The following is a 19777-nucleotide window of genomic DNA, read 5'->3' as shown; positions in this document are numbered from 1 at the left end:
CGATGCCCCGTCCCCCGGCCGTCGTCCGCCCCCTTCTCCCTCCCACTCCAGGAACGCCTGGCACGAGCCGCAGAACCGGGCGTCGGGCGCGTTGTGGTGGCCGCACTCGGGGCAGGTCATGGCGCGGGCTCCTCCGTGGTCGGCAGGATCTCGACCCGGTACGCGACGTGCGCGGGCACCTCGTCGGCGACGAGCTGTTCCAGCCGGGCCAGGTCGTGGCGCTCCGGGTCGCGCACCCGTAGCCGTACCGTCACCCGCGGCACCGCCGAGCCGGGCAGCGCGCCGCCCGGGGCCGGGGACCAGGACGCGCCCCCGCTCTCGTCGATCTCCGGTTCGGCGCCGGTCTCCAGCCGTACCGCCGCGGCCAGCCCCTGCAGTGTGCCGCGCAGCCGGTGCCGGGTGACGGCCTCGGCGACGACCGCGCGCCGCTGGTCCTCGGGGCGCTCGGCGTCGGCCTCCACCGCGAGCCAGCCGGCCAGCCACGCCACGAAGTCGTCGGGCGCGGTGCGCGGGTGCAGATACGCGGGCAGGTTGTCGAGAGTGAGCAGCACCGGCGCGAGCACCTCGTCGAGCGCGCCCAGGAAGCGCTGGAGGAAGTCGTGTTCGAGGTAGAGGGCGGGCAGCCGGTGCAGCAGCGGATGGGGCGTCGGCAGCCCGGGAAGCGGCCCCCGCACGTCAGGACTCCCGGACCCGGAGCCGGTGTTCGTAGCTGAACGCCAGCGCGTGCCGGTCGAGCGCGATCCTCGTGGTCGCCTCGCCGCGCTCCCCGGTCGTCGGGTCGGCGGGGAAGAGGCGTACGTCCTCCACCAGGTCGACGCCCGGCACCTGCTGGAGCACCGCGAACACCTCGCCGGAGTGGATGGGCCGCCCGAACGGCCAGCCCTCACCGGCCGGGCCGCCCGTGAGCGGGTTGAAGTAGCCGTAGAGCGCGGCCAGCGCGGCCTCCCGCAGCCGGTCGACGGCGGCGCCGCGGCCCGCCCGGACCGAGGCGACCACGGTGACGCCCTGGTAGTAGGGGGGTTCGACCACGAGCCGGGTGCCGATCGGGCGCCGCTCGTCGAGATACGAGGCGATCATCGCGAGGGTGCCCGGCGGCGGGTCGAGCTCGTCGAAGTCGATGCGGCCCTGCGCGTCGCTGCGCCCGGCGGGCACCACCAACAGCCGTACGCCGCCGCTCTGTTCGTCCGTCCCCTCGGCGTCGGAGCGCGGGTCGCCGGCCGGTACGCACTTCACGCGAGCCGCGTCCGGCGCGACCTCGCGGGCGAGCTGTTCGTAGTCGTGCGGGACGACGGCCCGGTGCAGGGTGCGCAGGGTCAGCGGGCCGCGGACGCGCGCGTTCTCCACGCTCTCGCCGTCGACGCCGCCGAGTGCCGGACGGCGGTTCTGCACCCGCGCCACGAACGGCAGGGAGCTGCGCAGGATCCGCAGCGCGCCCCGCGCCACGTTCCCCCGGCGCCCGCCCCCGGTGCGGTAGGCGCGGACCCGGACCGGGCAGCCCTTCGGCGGCACCGCGCCGTACAGCCGCAGTCCGCCGCCGTCCTCCCGCACCGCTGGGCCGAAGTCGACCTGCCCGGAGGTGGGGTCAAGGGTGACGTGGCGGTCGGTCACGGTGGAGTGGGCGAAGTCGTCCACCCTCGTCCACTCGACCCAGCCGCTCCCCTCGGCCACCTCGATCACGAACGGTTCCCCGCCCGGCACCACCGGCGGGCGGGCGACGCGGAAACCCTGCCCCGGCACCCCTTCCGACAGGCCGAGGAGCTCTTCCGCGACCGTCTCGGCATGGGCCGCCTCCACCGTGCCGCCGATGGTGAACGCGGTGACCTGCCTTACGGTCGGCGACGCGATGTACGTGGGCTGACCTGCCGTGGCCTCCCGCAGCCGGCAGCGCAGCCAGCCGCCGGAGTGCCGGGCGACGACGGACGCCGTGTGGGTGGCGGGCATGTGGAGGATGACCTCACCGGCCTTGTTGAAGCCGCCGGTGTCGTCCTTGTCGACCTCGCACCCCACCCAGGCGCCGCCGTCCCACGCCTCCCAGACGAGCGGAGGGCGGCGGGGGTCGACGCCCACACCCTCCACCCGGCAGTCCAGGCGCAGCACCAGCGCGCACCCGGGCACCGGCCGGGAAAGGCCGAGGTAGAGGCAGTCGCCGGGCACCGGGGCGGCGGCGAAGCAGGGCACGTCACGGCCGAGGGCCAGCTCCTGCGAGCGGTCCGTGGCGTCGCCGCCGACGGGCCAGGTGACGAGACGGTCGAGGGAACACGGCGGCACCGCAAGGTCCTTGCCCGTGGTGAAGACCACCGCCTCCTCCGTCTCGGTGCGCACGGTGGCGACCTCCGTCCCCCTCCTGATCCGCACCGTGTCCGGCTGCGGCGCGGAGAGCCAGAACGTCACCTCGGTGCGGGCCGCCGTCGGCGGGAAGAGCCGCACCCCGATGAGGTCGAGGAACGCCAGGTAGTTCTTGTCCGGCACCCGGTTCAGCCGGTAGACGAGCTGGTCGACCATGGTGGCGAACGCCTCGATCAGGGTGACGCCCGGATCGGAGACGTTGTGGTCGGTCCACTCCGGGCAGCGCTGTTGCACCAGCCGCTTGGCCTCGTCGACCAGCGCCTGGAACCGCCGGTCGTCCAGGTTGGGGCCGGTGAGCGTCATGCGCCCTCCTCATGCCGGGGGATCACGTAGAACGGGAAGACGAGGTTGCGCGGGTCGTTGGTGCCGCGGATCGCGTAGCCGATGTCGATGTAGAGCACGCCGTCGTCCGCCTCGTCGAAACGGACGGCCACCTCCGCGACCTCGACGCGCGGCTCCCACCGCTCCAGGGCGAGCCGCACCTCGTACGCCAGCTGACCGGCCGTCCCCGCGTCGGCCGGCGCGAAGACGTACTCGCCGAGGGCGCAGCCGAACTCCGGCCGCATCGGCCGCTCCCCGGGCGAGGTGCCCAGGACCAGCCGGATCGACTCCTCGATCTCGCGCTCCCCGCCGACCAGGGCGATGCTGCCGGTGGCGTCCGTACGGGGCGGGAACGCCCAGCCCGCGCCGATGAACTGCTGTGCCACGCTCACCCTCCGATCAGCACGGTCGGGCAGCCGGAGACGATCGGTGACCCGCAGCCCGCCGTGTCGCCGACCCGGGCCGCGGGTCTGCCGCCGATCAGCACGCTCGCGCTGCCGGGCGGAGCGATCGGGGACGCGGTGTGCGCGGCGGGCGAGGCGCACTGGTGCGGTGTGCCCACGGTGGCCGCGGGCCGCCCGCCGATCAGGACCGTGGGTTCGCCGGGCGGCCCGACGGTACCGGGATGTCCCGTGGGGTCGCCCACTCGAGCGGCTGCCGGCATGTGCGGGGTCCACCTCTCTCAATTGATCTTCACCAAGGGGGCGTTGACGGACACCGTGCGGCCGCCCTTGATCTCCGTACGCGCGGAGCCGTTCACCGACACCTGACCGCCCTGCACGTCCAGCGCGCCGGACGTCGCCAGCCGCACCTGACCGCTGCCGCCGTCCACCTGGACGCCGCTGCGGGCCGTCAGCTTCACCGAGCCGCCCGCGAGTTCCAGCGGGCCCGTGCCCGCGTCCAGGGCCACCCCGTTCCCCGCCCTGATCGACACCCGCTCCTTGGCGTCGATCTCCACCGTGCCGTCGCTGTGCAGCACGATCGTGGTGCCCTTGCGGTCGAGCGCGATCTTCAGCTTCCCGTCCCCGGTGACCAGATGGACGCCCTGCGGGCCGTTCGCCGCATCCAGCAGCTCCAGTTTGTTGCCGCTCCGGGAGCCGAAGGCCTTCTTGTTCACGGCACCGCTCGTGGGGTCGACGGCCTCCGCGCCCTGGCCTCCCGACGACGGCCTGTCCTGCCCGTTGTGCAGCGCGGCCAGCACGTACGGCCGGTCCAGGTGCCCGTGCTCGAACCCGACCAGCACCTCGTGCCCGACCTCGGGGATGAACGCCGGACCACCGCCCGTGCCGCCCGCCTGCGCCGTACGCGCCCAGTCGCTCGCGTACTCGTCCGACAGCCACGGGAAACGCACCTTGACCCGCCCCAGCCCCTCGGGGTCCTTGGTGTCCGTGACCGTGCCGTTGACCAGCCCCGAGCAGCGCGAACCGGCACCCGGCCCCTGACCGCCGGAGCCACCCCCGGTCAGCCCGAACAGCGAACGCTCCTGCTGCCCCGACACCGAGATCCACGTCTCATAGCCCCGCACCGCGTCGAAGACGTGCCGCGAGGAGGTCACCGTGTACCGGCCCTCGAACGGCTTGCCCACCCCGGTCAGCGTCACCGCGCCACCCGCCCGTACCGCCGGATTGCCCCGGACGATCGCCTCCAGCTCGGCGAACGACCCGGCGATCCGCTCCGCCAGCGCCCCCGCCGCCTGATCCACCTCCGCCTGTGTGCCGTACGGGGCGTCCGTGACCACGAAGCTCGCCTCGCCGAACGGCGCCGCCACCTGAGCCGCCGTCACCCCCAGCTCCAGCGTCCGGGACTTGCCCGCGGCCGCCCGGCCCACCAGCGGCCGCTTCGCCCGGACGTCCCAGCCGCGCACCTCCACCGACGACACCTGCTCGGCCGCCGACACCCCCGCCCGGCAGCGCAGCAGGTTGTCGCCCATCTCCAGGACGAGGGGATGCCGGTCCGCGCGGACCGACACATCGGGCGCACCGTCCGCCCCGGCCGGCTTCGTGACGTTCAGCGCGCCGTCCGCCACGTACACCTGCGCCCCCGCCTCCTCGGCGAGACCGCGCACGAACTCCCAGTCGCTGACGTTGGGCTGCGCCACATGCTCGAGCACCGGCCCGGCCACGTCGACCTTCCCCGGGCGCAGCCCCGCCCGCTGCGCGACCCGGGCGCAGATGTCGGCGAGCGTCATGTTCTGGTAACTGGCCACCCGGCGGCCGCGGAAGAGGCGGTACGACTCGTCCAGCCCCCGCACGACCGTGAAGGTGCCGGTGTCGTCGATCTCCACCTCCAGCGCGGTGACACCGCCCGTCAGCAGCGGCTGCGGGCCCGGGCCGCCGCCCGCCCTGGCCAGCAGCCGCACCTTCGTCCCGACGGCCAGCCCCGCCTTCTCCAGCAGCACCCGGGCCGGGTCGCGGAAGCGCAGCACGAACAGACCGGGCAGCGTACGGCTGTCGTCCACATAGCCCTCGACCAGGGTGTTGGTCAGGTCCGGTGGCAGCGGACGGCCCGCCACCTCCACCACCAGGGACTTCGCGACGCTCTGCTCGACCACGCCACCTCACCTGCCCCGGACCGTGGTGGTGTCGCGCAGGTGGTCCAGCTCGTCCAGCGCGGGGATCAGCAACTCCCGGCCGGTGGCCAGCCGCATCGGGTCGTCGATGCCGTTGGCCTCGGCGATCACCCGCCAGACCGTGGGATCCCCGTACTCCCGCCAGGCCAGGTGCGGCAGCGTGTCCCCGGTCTGCACCCGGTGCACCCGCCGCGCGTGCAGCGCCCCCGACGTCGGGTTCTGCCCCGGCGTCTCCCCGCTGATCTCCTCCATCGTCACCTGGCACACCGCCCGGATCGGCACCCCGGACGTCGTGAACAGCGTGTACTTCACCTGCACTTGGCTGACGTAGCCGGGAAAGCCTGTGAGCCCGCCCCAGTGGAACACCACCCACGGCGGTGACGACCGCTGCTGCTGACGCGTCTCACTGGTCGGCACACAGCACGCGAACAGCCGCTCCACCGACTTCACGACACTGGTGTCCTGCGTGTCGCTCGCGTCGAAGAACATCTCGACCGTGAGCTTGCTGGGCTGCGGCCCCTGGTACTCGGGCGGCCCCGCGCTCTTCGCCCCCTTGGCCGGGCTCCGCTTCCAGGCCGCCGCCTTCGTCAGGCTCAGCTCCTTGGGGTTGAACTGGAAGTCGATGCGCCCGCACGGCCCGCCGGGCGTCAGACTGCCGCCGTGCGGTGGCGTACGCAGCTCCAGATACGCGTGCTCCAGCTTGGGCCGGGCACCCCCGCTCCGGGGTGCGGCACCCCCGGTGCCCGCCGCGCTGAACGCCACAGGTGTGCTCATCGGGCCTCAGCCCTCCATCACAAAGCCGTGATGGGCGATCTCGATCGTCTCCGTGGCCACCTTGGGCGATTCCGGATTGAACGTCGGCCCGGTCCAGCGCACCGGCACCACCTCCAGCAGCCCCCACTGCGCGACCTTCCGGCCGTCGCCCGTACGGGCCTCGATGTGCGCCGTCCGCCGCCGGAAGCCCGTGGTCATCCCGGCGAACCACTTGGCCACCTTCTCCGTCTCACGGGTCAGCGGCCGGGACAGCTTCACATTGGGGTACTTCAGCCGCGTGGGCAGCTGCCACAGATGACCGTTGTTGCCGCCCTCCTCGCGCTGCTCCAGGACCACCTCGCAGCCGAGGCCCTCGCAGGTGTTGAACGAACCGAGCTCGATGCCGTCGACGGTGACGACGAAGCAGACGCTGACCGCGGGGTCGTCGGTGAGTGCCATGCCCTGACCCGCCTTTCTCTCTTCGGACTTCGGACTCTTCGGAAACGGTCAGTGCCGTGTGTCGATCAGGAATCCGGCCCGCTCGCGCTCCAGCCGCAACTCGGCCTTGAGCAGTCGGCTCAGCGGGGCGAACAGGGCACGCACCAGCTCGTCGGTCACGGCCGGCTTGCCGTCCTTGGGGGCGGTGACAGCGCTGTGGGTCGTCTCGCCGTGGCCCGCGGGCGCGGACGGCGCGGGCTCCGGTTCGGGCCGGGATTCGGGTGAGGGTTCCGGTGGCGGTGGATGTGGGGGCTCGGGCGGTGGTGGCGGGCCCGGTGTCGACGGTCCGTCCGACGCTGCTTCGCGTTGTACGGACTCGCGTTGTACGGCTTTGCGCAGTGCGGCTTCGCGTGGTGGTGGCCGGAAGACCACCGACCCGTCGGCCATCCGCTGGGCGACCCCGGCTGCGACAGCCACCGATCCTGCGTCCGGGACCGTTGTGCGCCGGAGCGGTGCGACCGGGGCCGGCGGTTCGTACGAGGATGTGGGGGCCGGAACGGGGGTCGCGACCGAACGCTGCACGGGCCGCGACCCTTGCGTACTGACCCAACGCACGGGCACGGCGCTCGGCACGGGCGGTGGTGGCGCACTCGGCGGAGGCAGTGCCACGGAGAAGAGCGGTACGGACCGCTGGGCCACCAGCGGCACCACTGGACGCGCCGTCTGCTCGGGCGGTCGCGCGATCGGTGTGCCGTCCGGAGCGGCGCGTTGCAGCGGCACCGGTGGCCTCGCTTCGGAGCCGAGTGGGGTGTCGCCGCCTTGAGGCCGGGGTGTGACCGGATCATGCTGCTCGGCGGTGCGGGGTACGAGCGGGTCGTCACCGAGCAGTGGTTGTACGGGGAGTGGGGCTGGAGTGTCGTCCGATTCCGATTCCGACAGGTGGGGTGGGTCCGGGACGGCGGGTGCCGAGCGGGGACCGTCCACGGCGCGGGCCACGGTCGGTGCGTTCGTACTGGATGTTTCGGAGGAGGCGTCGGAGGCGGCCGGGAGCTCCGCCGGAACCGGGCCGGTGCCGGTGCTCGCCGCCGGTGTGCGCTGGGCGGTCGGCGGCAGCGAGGGGAGGGGCGCGCCCAGCCCGAGTCCGCCGTGCGGCCGCGCCGGTGCGGTCGTACGTTGCACGCTCTCGCGGGGCGCCGGCTCGCCCGGCTCCCGGGAGCTCGGGTCAGGGGCTGTGGTCTCCGGCTGGGGGAGCGGGACCGGCGGGGAGATCCAGGGTTGTACGGACGTCTCCACCGGGCGGGCTGAGACCAGGGATTCGCCCGCCTCGCCGACCGCCCGCTGTACGGGCACGGCCGCGGGCACGGGCACGGCTTCCGCCTGGCTGTCGGCGGCGTGATGGTGCGCAGGTGCTCTCAGAGCCGCTCCGTCGCCGACCGGCTCGCGCACCAGTCGGCTCACGGTCGGCGGGCTGCTCGGCCCGCTGCTCGGCGTGGCCAGACCGTGTGCCAGCCCGGACGGCGCCTCCGAGCTGACCAGATGGCCGAGCGGGGTGGTGAACGAGACGCTCCGCCACGTGCTCAGGGAATCCTGGAAGCCCTCCGGCGCGGACACCAAATGCGGTGCGGCCAGGGTGCGTTGGACCGGTGGCAGCTCCTGCCAGGCGGGTACGGACACCGGTCCGGTGGGCGCGGGGGAGCGGCCGGGGTCGGCGGGCGCCCCGGCGCCCCGCCGCAGCCATGACAGCAGTCCCATCAGTCCTTCGGCCCCCTCGGCGCTCGCGCGTCACCTGCCGGTGAAGCGGGCTATCCGGTCGACGTATCCGAGACGGTCGGCGTGCTCCAGATCGAGGATCTGGTCGAGCGACCAATGGAAGTGAAAGGCGAGGTACGCGACTTCCTCGTGAATGCGGTCCGCCGCGTACGTCACGATTCCCCCAGGCGACCACCACCGGAGAGGTCCACCGCGAAATTCTCCTGGCACGACGGGCAGGTGACGGCGGCGCGGGTGTGCCCCTCGGCATTGATCCGGCGGTAGAAGTCCTGCAGAAAGGCGAGGTCCGAGGCGAAGAGGTCCTCGACGATGCCCGGGTGGATGTCCTCGATCGTGCCGAGCCGGGTGAGCACGCGCGAGATGAGGACGACGGAGAGGTACGCGGAGTTCTCCCGGACCCGGTCGTCCCGCAGCGGGACCAGTTCGTCGCGGGCCGTCGCCAGCCGCATCACACCCGTGCGGTGGACGGTGCCGGAGTCGTCCACGTACCCCCGCGGCAGTTCGAAGGGGAATTCCGTACGCAAGCCCTCCGTACGGTCCGTACCCTCCTCCGTGCGGGGAGCCGCGGCCATGGTGCGGCGCATCACTCGACTTCCAGGCTCTCGTAGGTGATGGCCAGCTTCTCGGTGAGGACGGAGGTGTCGCCCGCCTTGAGCGTGCTGATCTCCAGCGACTTCGGCCAGGCGTTGACCAGCTTGTAGCGCTTGATAGGGATTCCCTCGTAGTCGTACACGATGATCGAGCCGTTGCGGCGGGCGTTGTTCATCCGCCCGAACCGCGAATCCTTTATCCATTTCTCGAAGCTGTGGTCCTCCGTCAGCCCACGGGTGACGGTCACCTCGCCGGCCTTGGGGCGCCCCGGCAGCTTCTTGATCGCGTACTTTCCGTCGGCGGTGTTCTGCTTCAGCTCGATGACGTCCTGCTCCATCTTCAGCCCGGTGACCTCGGTGATCTGCCGGATGAGGACGCTGTCGAATTCCAGCCCGAAGGAATGCCCGACGGAGCTGTCCAGATCGGGGAGTGGCATACCGGCCTCCTTGAATCAGTTGCTTCGGTCCGCGGTCCCGCGGCTACTCGTCGACCGCGCCCGTGCCGCCGGAGAGCTGGGCGAGCCGGAACACCACGAATTCCGCGGGCTTGACGGGGGCCACACCGACCTCGCAGATGACCTGCCCCGCGTCGATGCTCTCCGGAGGGTTGGTCTCGCGGTCGCACTTCACATAGAAGGCGTCGTCCGGTGTCAGCCCGAACAGCGCGCCCCGACGCCACTCGTTGACCAGGAACGCCGAGATCGTACGCCGGACCCGCGCCCACAGCGCGTCGTCGTTCGGCTCGAACACCACCCACTGCGTCCCCGCCAGGATCGACTCCTCCAGGTAATTGAAGAGCCGCCGGACATTGAGATACCGCCAGGCCGGATCGGCGGCGAGCGTACGGGCGCCCCAGACGCGGATGCCCCGGCCCGGGAACGCCCGGATGCAATTGAGCCCGATGGGGTTGAGCAGGTCGTGCTCGCCCTTGGTGATCTGCGTCTGGAGGGCGACGGCGCCCCGTACCACCTCATTGGCCGGTGCCTTGTGCACTCCGCGCGACTCGTCGTTGCGGGCCCATACCCCGGCGATGTGCCCACTGGGCGGGATGAACGCGTTGCGCCCGGCGCCCGGGTCGAAGACCTTGATCCACGGGTAGTAGAGCGTCGCGTACTTCGAATCGAAACCGGCGCTCTCCTGCCGCCAGGAGCGCACCTGCTGCGGGCTCATTCCGGGCGGCGGATCGAGGATGGCGATCCGGTCGCCCATCGCCTCGCAGTGGGCGATCAGACCCTGCTGCACCGAGACCACCGTCTCCAGGTCCAGCACCCCGCGCTCGTAGGCGCTCATCAGGTCCGGCGCCGCCACCATCGTGATCTCCTCGACGGCCTCCAGCCCGCCGAAGCCGGTGCGCTGGTCGGGGTCGCCGACGTACGACTCGGCCGACAGGACCTCCGGCAGCGCGGACCCGGGCGGCGCCTCCTCCCCGGTGCTGCTCTGCGGCGCCGCGACCAGCGTCACCGAATGCGACACCGGCCGCGCGGGCGCGGCGCCCTTGCCCGGCTCCTCCAGCGAGATGAACCGGGAGCGGGCCGCCACCTGCGTGGCGACATTCTCCTTGCTGCGCTTGGTGGTGACGGCCGGATAGGTCTCCACGACCTCGCCGTCACGCTTCACCAGCAGGCGGAAGACGTCCTGCGGCGGATCCTCGCCCTCCGGATCGGTCACCTCGACGGAGATCTCCCCGGAGACCCCCGGCAGGGCGCGCACGACGTACGGACCGAGCTGCGCCCGCGGCGCGTCCTCCGCGTTGCCTCCTGCCGTCGGGGTATCCGTCCCGCCGCCGATCCGCACCACGTAGCAGATTCCACCGCCATTGGCGAAGAAGCCGTAGACGGAGGTGGAGAGATAGGCACCCTCGACGAAGTCGCCGAAGACGCCCACGAACTGGGTCCAGTTCGTGATCAACGTCGGCTCGTGGAACGGCCCTCTCTCGGCGAAACCGACGAAGGCGGCGACCGAGGTCCCGACTCCTTCTATCGGCCGCGACCCGGACTCCATCTCTTCGACATAGACGCCCGGGGACAGGTACGACGGCATACCACTCTCCTTGACCGGGGAAACGGAAGCGATTCTTGTCAGCCGGAAGGATCAACGGAAAGGACTTTGGGCCGCCCTGTCGTGCAGACCCCGTTGCCCTGACGGACATGCCGCCGTGCACGGCATTTCGTGCCCGGGGCCCTCCGTAGGGCCTCTCGGTGCCACGCATCCTGGCTCGCATGTCGGGGACGTACGGACAGGACGTGCGGACAGCGGGCGAGCGGGGCCACCGGGTGAGGCGGTGAAGGCCGCGCCGGAGAAGGAGCATCCCGTACGGAACACGGCGGGTGCCCCGACGCACCCCGCCGTTTCCGAGCCCTCTCCCGTTGCCGGCAGCCGGGCCCTCGACCGGCTTGGCCCGCGCGATATCCAGCGACTGCAAGGGGCGTCCGGAAACGCCGCCGTCTCCCGGTTGGTGGCACAGCGCTATGCCGAAGTGGTGCGGACACCGCCGGCGCAGGCTCCGGGGTTCCACGAGGTCACGGCGGACATCGGCGCGAAGAAGCGGACGGTGGCGCAACACCCCCCGGCGGTCGGCGAGTCGAAGTCCGCGCAGGACGCGGCAGTCGCCCCGCCGGACGACAAACAGGCCCAGGGCAAGGCCGCCCAGGCCGAGAAGATGAACGCGGCGAAGCCGGGTGAATTCGACAAGGCGGCCTTCATCAAGGCGGTCAACGACGCGATCGCCGCGCAGGCGCCGAAGAATCTCGAAGAGGCCGACAAGTTCTCGGATTCCGGCAAGGCCGAGAAGGTCAAGGAACAGGTCGACGGCAAGGTCAAGACCGGCAAGGAGTCCTCGGCCAAGGACATCGGGACCACGACCAAGGCGGCCCCCGACACTTCGGCGGCCAAGGAGAAGCAGGTCGTCCCGATGACCCCGGACCGGCCTCCGGGAAATCCGGGCGCGCCGAACGCGGCCGGGGCGGTGCCGGCGAAACAGCCGGACGCCGTGACGGACTTCTCGGAGGGCCCGAAGGAGAACGACAAGGCGCTCGCCGACGCCGACATCACCGAGCAGCAGTTGGCGAAGGGGAACGAGCCCGAGTTCGACCACGCCCTGTCGGCGAAGAAGAAGGCCGAGGCGGATTCCGCGAAGGCCCCGGCCGAGGGCAGAGCGGCGGAGAACCGCCAACTGACGGACGCGAAAACGAACGCGGCTGCCGCCGGAACCCGGGCCATGGCGACCCTGACCGCCACGCGCGTGGCCGCGGGCAAACACGTCGACGGCGGCAAGGGCGAGACGAAGTCCAAGGACGAGCAGAAGCGCGCCGAGGTGACGGCCAAGCTGCAGAAGGTCTTCGACGCGACGAAGAAGGACGTCGAAGGCACGCTCTCCGGCCTGGACAAGACCGTCGACGAGCAGTTCACCAGAGGAGAGAAGGCGGCGCGGGACGCCTTCATGGCGGACCAGTCACGCCGGATGAAGGCGTACAAGAAGAAGCGCTACTCGGGCTTCACGGGAAAGCTGCGCTGGGTCAAGGACAAGTTCAAGGGCCTGCCCGAATCCGCGAACCAGCTCTACCAGGAGTCCCGCAAGCTCTACGTCCAGCAGATGCAGGGCGTCATCTCCGGTATCGCCGACACCATCGGCACGGAACTGGGCAAGGCGAAGGCCCGGATCGCTCAGGGGCGGGCCGAGCTCAAGGCGGAGGTGGACAGACTCCCCGCCGATCTCAAGAAGTTCGGCGAGGAGGCGGCGAAGGACTTTGCGGGCAAGTTCGACGACCTCGAATCCGAGGTCAACGAGAAGTCGCAGCAGCTCGTCCAGGAACTCGCCACCAAGTACACCCAGGCCCTCAACAAGATCGACGAGGAGATCAAGAAGCTCCAGGAGGCCAACAAGGGCCTGATCGACAAGGCCAAGGACGCGATCGTCGGCGTCATCAAGACGATCATGGAGCTCAAGAACCTCCTGATGGGCATCCTGGCGAAGGCCGCCGGCGCCATCATGAAGATCCTCAAGGACCCCATCGGCTTCCTGGGCCACCTGGTGCAGGCCGTGGGCGCGGGCCTCAACCTCTTCATCGCGAACATCGCCGACCACCTCGAAAAGGGCCTGGTCTCCTGGCTCCTGGGCACCGCGATGAAGGCCGGCCTCCAACTCCCCGCGAAATTCGACCTCAAGGGCATCATCCAGATCATCGGCTCGCTGCTCGGCCTGACCTGGGACAACATCCGCGCCCGCGTCATCCGCAAGGGCGTCCCCGAAAAGGCGATGACCACGGTCGAGAGTCAGGTCCCGGTCGCCCAGGCCATGCAACGCGAGGGCCCCGCGGGCGCCGCCAAAGAAATCTCCGCCGAGACGGGCGACCTCAAGTCCTCAATCCTGACAAAGCTGAAGAGCTATCTGATCCCCACGGTCCTGATAGCCGGCATCACCTGGATCCTCTCCCTCCTGAGCCCGGCCTCGGCGTTCGTCAGAGCGGTCAAGGGAATCATCGACGTCGTCACGTTCGTGGTGACGCAGGGCGCGCAGGTCGCTGATTTCGTGAACGCGGTGCTGGATGCGGTCGTCGCGATAGCGAACGGTGGGCAGGCGGGCGTTCCGAAGATGGTGGAGGGGGCGCTGGCATCGAGCATCCCGTTGCTGATCGGGTTCTTGGCGGCGCTGGTGGGGGTCGGAGGCTTGGCGAACAAGGTCAAGCAGGTATTTCATGCGGTGTCGCGGCCGGTGAATCGGGCGATCGACAAGATCGTCGATTTCATCGCGAAGAAGGGCAAGGCCCTTTGGGTGAAGATCAAGAACAAGATTCAGGGGGGCGACGACTCCCCGACGGGCAAGCAACAGCGGCTCGACAAGGCGATGCGCGCCGCAGTGAGGGCTCTGGGGAAGTTCAAGGATCGCCCCGTCGGTCGTGCGGCGCTGCACCCCATTCTTGCGGGTATTCGGCGCAGGTACGGACTCAAGGGTCTTTCACCCGTGCCGAGTGGACGGTATTGGGCGGTCCGTGGCGAGATTAACCCGATACGGCAGCAGGGTACGTCGGCGCCGGTCGGCGAGCATTCCGACAACGAGAGCAAGAAGGAGCCACTCCCCGAGGACATTGCTCAGGCGATCCCCGAAGCGGGTCGGATATTTATTGCAAATTTCGTTCATCCGGCCTGGTCCCGCGTGATCGCGAAGCCGAGTCTGGGGTCGGGGAAGCTCTGGGATGCCGCCACTCTGAACGGAACCGAGGGAAAGGCGCTGAAGTTCCTCGAGGGTGATGCCGCCTCCCTTGCGAAGAAATTTAGGCAGGATCATCTCAATGCCAAACCGAACAGCTCCTATGATTCCATTTTCTGGCAGTATTTCTTCGGTGTGAAGGGTCGGGCTCGACAGGATGTTCTCCGTCTGGCGGGAGGGAGGGAAGGCGCCCTGCCTCGACTCAAGGCCGTGATGGATAGGGATGAGGTCAGGGCAGATACGGGCCTACTGGCCGTTCTTGACGAAATGGATTTCCACCCCGGTTCCCGCACGCACGCTCCATACGGATACTGGGATCCGTTCCCATCGGCTGAGAAGGATGCGGACGCCAATCTCGTGGAGGCGATCAATGGTCAGGGGAAACCGCGGATCATCAACTTTCTCCGGAAAATGGTTCTGCATGAGAAAGTTGGCAAAGTTGACTGGTCGAAATTCGTCGAGCTCTGGGACAACGACAGTGCGAGTCGAGATTTTGTAAAGAACCGATTCCGCAGCGTGGATGATGGGAAGCACGAGTGGATTCCGACGGACCAGATCAAGGACGTGCTTGAGAGTGCCATCACTCACCACAAGAAGTCCGCTGTGCGCGATGGCACGAACGACGCACTTGCCTGGATCGCGCTACATCATGCGCTTCGGTCGAGTACGAATCGCGTAATCTGGCGAATCGTCGATGGGCAGGGCAACCTTTCGCCCGGCGCGCACGTGGGTACGTTCTACGATGAAAAGGGTAAGGCCGCGTTCACGGACGGCACCGTCGACTTCCATGACAGTCTGCGGAAAATGCACGATGAGCATAAGAGAGGAAAAGCTTCCGACTTCGTGGCGGTTCTTATCGATATTCTTGATCAAGACAAGGAAGCTTTGCCAGGCAGTGTTCGCCTGCTGTGGTCCGGAAATATCACCGGTCTCTCCAGGGGTGAACGGATCGGGGCCCGGTTCAGGGCGGGTCGTGGGAACCTGCAGGAATTAAGCCTGGGTGAGCTTGCCGACCGGCAGGAACGGGCCTTCAATGAGATACGTGCGTCCTTTGTGGCCGTCAAATCGGAGATAGAGAAAATTGAGCAGGAGGGGTGATGGTTGCTGCTCCCGACCCTCAGATCGCGCGGGCTGTTTCGCTGGAGGTGGATTCGCAGAAATCTCCCGGAGCCGCCGATATTTCTTATCTGAAAGTAAGGCATGCGCGGGCGTACGCCGGTCTGGAAGAATGCCGGGCGCTCAGGTTCCTCATCCTGGTCGGATGTGGTGCGTCAACGATTCCCCCGCTTGAGCCGCATCGCAGCCTGATTCAGCTGGCTGTCTCCGATAGTGACCTGCGTACAGTCGGCGGAATCGAGGTGGCGCAGGAACTTCACACCCTGGATCTCCCACGGAACTTCATCGAGGATCTCTCCCCGCTGCTTGGATGCCCGCAGTTGCAGAGTCTCGATGTCAGAGGAAACCCTCTCTCGGATGAGACGTATCGAGACGTCCTGCCGGAACTTCAGCGGCGGGGTGTGAAGATGGTGGTGCCTACAGTTCAGGAGCGCGATCTGATGGTTCGCATGCGAAGCATCAGTCTCCCCTACTCCTATTACCGGATGGAGGAAAGCTACCGCTTGTCCCGGCCAGGCCTGGGCTTGACCGACATGCCGGAAGCGGACCACATTAAGATCGGTCCTGATGAACTGAGTCGGCTGGTGGCAGCCGATCGCGAAGCTCTGGCCAGCATCTTCGAGCGCAAGGACCTCATGCCTACGCTGAGGAATCCATGAAGCCGGTCACGCCACCAAGCTCCGTGCAGGCATGTGTTCAGAGCAGTAGGTTCGCGATGGCGCAGCCGCCAGCAATGCTCGACATTCGAGCCGCGCTGGCAGCGCTCCGCGTCGTGATCGCAGGCAATCAGTCCACCCGCGCCGGCGAACTGGTGCGCTCCCTGAGTCTGCCCGCCGACGCCATCGCCACCTCGGGTGAATGGGGCGTCGCCAAGCCGGACTCCGAGTTCTTCACCCGTGTGATCGAACTTGCGGCGGCAGCGCCTGATCGAACGGTCTACGTGGGGGACTACCCCACCAACGACTGTGCTCCCGCGGCCGCCGCGGGACTGCGTACGGCCCACGTGCGGCGCGGCCCGTTCGGGCACCTATGGGCGGCGAGCCCGGAGGCAGCGGCAGCCGATTGGAGAATCCACTCCCTGACGGAGCTACCCGGCCTCCTCCTCGGCTGAGGACTCCCATGTGCAGAAGCCTGCCAATGACGTCCAGTTGGGGCAGTCCAGCCGCGCGAGTACGGATCGCAGAGGACGCCTCGCAGCACACCCGCGGACGCCGAGCAGGTCCGCGAGGACGCCAGAACTCTCCGATGGCTCAAGCGCGCCGATGCAAGGAGCTCACTGCCTTCGCCTGGCAGCGTCCGACTGAACGGTCTGCGTGGGGGCCGTCCAGCCAACGATTTGTGCCCCCGCGGTGGCCTCCGGGCTGCGCACTGCCCTTCTGCGGCGCGGTCCACTCGCCACCTGTGGGCCGAGAGCCCAGAGGCAGCCGCCGCTGATTGGAGAATCTTGTCCTGATGGAACTCCCCGGCATCGGGCCGACATCCACCTTGCTGGAGCATCACGGCTGGCTGACCATGTGTTTGAAGGGATTTCCACGGCACCGCATTCGGCGCTGTTCTACGCGCATCCATGAGGCATCCATCGCGGTGAGTCTCAGTGGCGACCATGTTCATCGGGCTCCCCACGCGACGGGCCGCATATGTGTGCGACATGGAGATCGGCCCTCTTTTGTGAAAGCATTTGTTAAACTCGGCTCATGGCAGACGAGCAATCGGCACCAGGCATCGGCGAGGGCCCCGCGAAGGCCATCAGCGTCTCGCTTCCTGAAGGCACCGTGCAGGCCCTGCGGGCGAGTGCGGGTGGGCGTGGGGTGTCCGCCATAGTGGCTACGGCCGTCGAGGAACATCTGCGGAATCAGGCGACGCTCGCGTACCTCGATGAGTTCGAGCAGGAGAGCGGTGCCTTCACTGCGGGAGAGAAGCAGGCAGCCGCGGACATCTGGGCGCAGGCCGAGGAGCGGGAGGGGCAGTGGCGCGAGGCCGGCTGACGGGTGGGGGCAGTCTGGTTCTCGACAGCCAGGGACTCTCGCTCTACATCGAGCAGGACCGTGCGGTGATGAACATGGTGCGGTCGGCAGTGGACCGTGGTGCCGATCGAGTAGTCAGCGGCGCGACCCTCATCGAAGCTCAGCACGAGCGGATCAAGCGTGCTCGCTGGAGCTACGTCCTTTCTCAGCTTCGCGTGGAGCCGCTGAGCGTGGGCTGGTCCAAGGAGGCTGCGCTGTTGTTGCAGGATGTAGGGCTGCACGGACACAAGTACGCGATTGACGCGATGGTTGCGGTTACCGCCATGCATCAGCCTGGACCTGTCGTCATGCTCACCTCGGACGTGGACGACATGGCCAAGTTGTGCGGTACGCGGGTGATATTCGTAGCCGTGTGATCGGCGTCCGGCTCACGACAGCGACCCCATGACGGAGGGGGCCCGCTTGTCCGGATGCTGGAACGAAAGTCCCCACCGGCGCGGGTACTTGCCCACCCCTGCTCGGTCAGCCGCAGCCGGTACAGCCTGGTGATCAGCGCACCGCCGCAACGTCCTCGCGGCCCCGCCCCTCGATCAATGCGGGCCACCGCCCGCATCCGCAACGCTTCCTGCGTCGGCGGCGACAAGTGCCGCGCATCCCCTGCCAGATCATTCACGCAGCGATCAACGACTCAGAGCCTCAACCGTTTGATCAATAGAGAGCGCGTTTGCTTGATCAGTCATTGAGGTCGAGAACCATGGAGTCGTACACCGGCGCCTCGTCCCAAGGCTGAGTCCGTCCGATTTTTCTGTATCCCCAGTTCGCGTAGGCCACCTGCGCTGGCGCGGCCTCGGGCTCGGGTCGCATCGTCAACGTAACCCTCTCGGCTTCCAGCCCTTCCAGGAGGCGGGTGTGGAGTTCGGTGGCCATGCCGCGCCGACGCCATGGTTGCCGGACGGCTAACTCGATGATGACGAACGTCCGCTTTCCGGTTTCCTGGGTGAAGTGGTCCGGTTGCGGTTCGAAAAGCCCTTCCCACCATCTGGTGTCCGCAGGGAGGAGGTATCCGAAGGCGAATCCCAAAGTCTCCGTGCCGCCGTCGAGGGCGAGTGCCAGGCGGAATCCAGGGCGTTGGGCCTGGCGGTGGAACCGCTCGATGAACTCGGCGACGTCCCGAGGGCCCTCGCAGTACGGGGGCTCGACGTACACCTCCTCGTAGGCCGACAGAAAGCGGTCGAGCTGGTGGGCTGCCTCTGCCCCGTCCCACCTCTCGTACGTCACCTCGACCATGGTTTTCCCTTCACTGGACGTACTCGGTCAGAGCTGCGGCCGACTCCCTGGCGCTCACGGCGTCTGTGCCGTCGAGCAGATCACGGACCTCGGTGAGGCGGCGCACAACCCGGCCGGATTCGACCTCGGCGAGGTGGTCGAGGCTGGCGACGGCCTCGGCGGCTCCTTCGTCGACTTCGCCCGCCTGCACCAGGCTGCGGGACAGAGTGAGGCGGTACAGAGCGCGGTTGCGGCCGTAGGTCCGGTCCTGGTGAGCCAGAGCGGCGCGTAGGAACGGCACGGCTGCCTTGTGGTGCCCTGCCTCGGTGTAGAGGAGGCCCTGCGTGAACTCCAGCTCGGCGTGCCCGTGGAAGGCCGCCCACTCGGGCGTCGGCCGACCGCTCTGGTCGGCCAGGCGCATGGACTCCGCGAGCCTGCTCCGCGCCGCACCATGGTCCCGCATCCCGGCCAGAGCGCGCGCCTCGCGGGCTGCGATCAGAGAGAGCAGGGCCGGTGATCCCAGAGCAGCGGCGCGGTGACGGGCGGCGCGCGCCAGGTCGTAGCCATCACGCGGCCGGTCATCGTGGATGGCCTGCATACTGAGGCTGGCCAGGACCAAAATCTCCAGGCCGTCGTCGCCCAGGACAGTGGCTGTGGTCAGTGCCTCGCCCCAGTACCGGCGTGCCGTTTCCTGGTCGCCTGCGTCGTAGTACAGCCACGCACATTGCTCCGCGGTTTCCCCCGCGAGGAGTTGGAGCTGACGGCCGATGGTATCCGCGTACGTCCCGGTGTTGATGATGCGGCGGACTCGACGCAGGTGGCGGACCGCCAGAGACCGGACCGCGTCGCCTCCATAGGCGTCGTCGAGGGTGTAGAGCGAGCGCAAGCCCTTACGGAGCTCAGTGATATGCAGCGTACCGATCGCGGTCGACGGGACGAGCGCCAGACCGGCGGCGGTGCCGAGAGCATCAGCGACGAATGCGCGTCGGTCCACACCCACCACCTCCTGACTGCCCGTTGCCTCCACCCTCGCATCCGGCTCCGGCCCTGGAAAGCCCAGTGCGAGGGGGCTCATGCCGAACATCGCATGCAGCACCCGCCAGGCTCGGGCACGTGGTCGCGGTGGGCCGGGCTGACGCCATCGGCGTAATTGCCGGTCAGTGAGGGCCACCTGCTCGCCGACCATACGGGCGGTCTCCCGGAACACCCTCAGGAAGACCGCCGGCTGATCCCACCCCCGAGCCGCGCACTCGCGTGAGAACGGCGTGAGCTGTTCCGTCATCCATACCCCCGATGCGCCTGTCGGTACCGACCGTAGCGACTGAGGCCGGTCCTGGAAGTCCGCTTCGGAGGAAGCCTGTTCAAAAGTCCGGCGCAATGTCCGCCACCTCTCCCGCTCACACGGTTGTCTCGCTATGGGACCTGAGCGAGAGAAGGC

At 68.8% G+C, this 19777-nt stretch carries 18 protein-coding genes and 1 pseudogene; 5 read left to right on the top strand and 14 right to left on the bottom strand.

Going from position 1 to position 19777, the window contains the following annotated elements; translation table 11 throughout:
- Positions 1 to 116: 116 nt before the first annotated feature.
- Genes DXZ73_RS06445 through DXZ73_RS06390 form a run of 12 tightly spaced genes read right to left on the bottom strand, consistent with a single transcriptional unit; the run spans position 117 to position 10827 of the window.
- Positions 117 to 674 carry a phage tail protein gene (locus tag DXZ73_RS06445; protein ID WP_116210047.1) on the bottom strand — a complete coding sequence of 186 codons (558 nt, stop codon included), beginning with the start codon at positions 672 to 674 and terminating at the stop codon, positions 117 to 119.
- 1 nt (position 675) lies between these two features.
- Entirely contained in the window at positions 676 to 2649 is a 1974-nt protein-coding gene (locus DXZ73_RS06440; protein ID WP_116210046.1) for a putative baseplate assembly protein, read from the bottom strand.
- On the bottom strand, positions 2646 to 3053 hold the full coding sequence (locus DXZ73_RS06435) for a GPW/gp25 family protein (protein WP_116210045.1): 408 nt from the start codon (positions 3051 to 3053) through the stop codon (positions 2646 to 2648). Before DXZ73_RS06435 ends, DXZ73_RS06440 begins: the two co-directional genes overlap by 4 nt.
- Before the next feature lie 2 nt (positions 3054 to 3055).
- Positions 3056 to 3331: a PAAR domain-containing protein gene (locus DXZ73_RS06430; protein ID WP_116210044.1), complete on the bottom strand. Its 276-nt coding sequence runs from the start codon at positions 3329 to 3331 to the stop codon at positions 3056 to 3058.
- Positions 3332 to 3349: 18 nt separating this feature from the next.
- Positions 3350 to 5218, bottom strand: coding sequence for a VgrG-related protein (locus DXZ73_RS06425; protein WP_116210043.1), 1869 nt, complete (start codon positions 5216 to 5218; stop codon positions 3350 to 3352).
- A 6-nt stretch (positions 5219 to 5224) separates the two neighbouring features.
- Positions 5225 to 6010, bottom strand: a complete 786-nt coding sequence (locus tag DXZ73_RS06420) for a LysM peptidoglycan-binding domain-containing protein (RefSeq protein WP_116210042.1) — start codon at positions 6008 to 6010, stop codon at positions 5225 to 5227.
- Between the two features lie 6 nt (positions 6011 to 6016).
- On the bottom strand, positions 6017 to 6448 hold the full coding sequence (locus DXZ73_RS06415; RefSeq protein ID WP_116210041.1) for a phage tail protein: 432 nt from the start codon (positions 6446 to 6448) through the stop codon (positions 6017 to 6019).
- A 48-nt stretch (positions 6449 to 6496) separates the two neighbouring features.
- On the bottom strand, positions 6497 to 8179 hold the full coding sequence (locus tag DXZ73_RS06410) for a hypothetical protein (protein ID WP_116210040.1): 1683 nt from the start codon (positions 8177 to 8179) through the stop codon (positions 6497 to 6499).
- Between the two features lie 30 nt (positions 8180 to 8209).
- Positions 8210 to 8353: a DUF6760 family protein gene (locus DXZ73_RS06405; RefSeq protein ID WP_116210039.1), complete on the bottom strand. Its 144-nt coding sequence runs from the start codon at positions 8351 to 8353 to the stop codon at positions 8210 to 8212.
- Positions 8350 to 8781 (bottom strand): hypothetical protein, encoded by a 432-nt coding sequence (locus tag DXZ73_RS06400; RefSeq protein WP_116210038.1) that lies wholly within the window; start codon positions 8779 to 8781, stop codon positions 8350 to 8352. The genes DXZ73_RS06405 and DXZ73_RS06400 overlap by 4 nt, the downstream gene beginning before the upstream one ends.
- A complete protein-coding gene (locus tag DXZ73_RS06395) occupies positions 8781 to 9224 on the bottom strand; it encodes a phage tail protein (RefSeq protein WP_116210037.1) in 444 nt (147 codons plus the stop codon). The genes DXZ73_RS06400 and DXZ73_RS06395 overlap by 1 nt, the downstream gene beginning before the upstream one ends.
- Before the next feature lie 43 nt (positions 9225 to 9267).
- A complete protein-coding gene (locus DXZ73_RS06390; protein ID WP_116210036.1) occupies positions 9268 to 10827 on the bottom strand; it encodes a phage tail sheath family protein in 1560 nt (519 codons plus the stop codon).
- 241 nt (positions 10828 to 11068) lie between these two features.
- Here DXZ73_RS06390 and DXZ73_RS06385 point away from each other — a divergent pair, with 241 nt between their 5' ends.
- The 5 genes and pseudogenes from DXZ73_RS06385 to DXZ73_RS06365 all read left to right on the top strand — a co-directional run bounded on the left by DXZ73_RS06385 (position 11069) and on the right by DXZ73_RS06365 (position 17489).
- Positions 11069 to 15091, top strand: coding sequence for a phage tail protein (locus DXZ73_RS06385; RefSeq protein WP_240351235.1), 4023 nt, complete (start codon positions 11069 to 11071; stop codon positions 15089 to 15091).
- Complete coding sequence (locus tag DXZ73_RS37945; protein WP_162890070.1) at positions 15091 to 15768, top strand: leucine-rich repeat domain-containing protein; 678 nt, start codon at positions 15091 to 15093, stop codon at positions 15766 to 15768. The genes DXZ73_RS06385 and DXZ73_RS37945 overlap by 1 nt, the downstream gene beginning before the upstream one ends.
- An 80-nt stretch (positions 15769 to 15848) precedes the next feature.
- A pseudogene (locus DXZ73_RS06375) lies at positions 15849 to 16220 on the top strand (HAD family hydrolase); the annotation flags it as partial.
- A gap of 583 nt (positions 16221 to 16803) precedes the next feature.
- Positions 16804 to 17094, top strand: a complete 291-nt coding sequence (locus tag DXZ73_RS06370) for a hypothetical protein (protein ID WP_162890069.1) — start codon at positions 16804 to 16806, stop codon at positions 17092 to 17094.
- Positions 17076 to 17489: a DNA-binding protein gene (locus tag DXZ73_RS06365; RefSeq protein ID WP_116210032.1), complete on the top strand. Its 414-nt coding sequence runs from the start codon at positions 17076 to 17078 to the stop codon at positions 17487 to 17489. The genes DXZ73_RS06370 and DXZ73_RS06365 overlap by 19 nt, the downstream gene beginning before the upstream one ends.
- Positions 17490 to 17805: 316 nt before the next feature.
- On the opposite strand, the gene DXZ73_RS06355 is transcribed toward DXZ73_RS06365, so the two are convergent.
- A complete protein-coding gene (locus tag DXZ73_RS06355) occupies positions 17806 to 18360 on the bottom strand; it encodes a GNAT family N-acetyltransferase (protein WP_116210031.1) in 555 nt (184 codons plus the stop codon).
- 10 nt (positions 18361 to 18370) lie between these two features.
- Positions 18371 to 19333 (bottom strand): hypothetical protein, encoded by a 963-nt coding sequence (locus DXZ73_RS06350; RefSeq protein WP_240351233.1) that lies wholly within the window; start codon positions 19331 to 19333, stop codon positions 18371 to 18373.
- Positions 19334 to 19777 lie beyond the last annotated feature (444 nt).

The sequence above is a fragment of the Streptoverticillium olivoreticuli subsp. olivoreticuli genome (assembly GCF_003391135.1).
GTDB lineage: Bacteria > Actinomycetota > Actinomycetes > Streptomycetales > Streptomycetaceae > Streptomyces > Streptomyces blastmyceticus.
The sequence above is the reverse complement of the archived record's forward strand: the minus strand, read 5'-3'. Positions and strand labels throughout refer to the sequence as shown.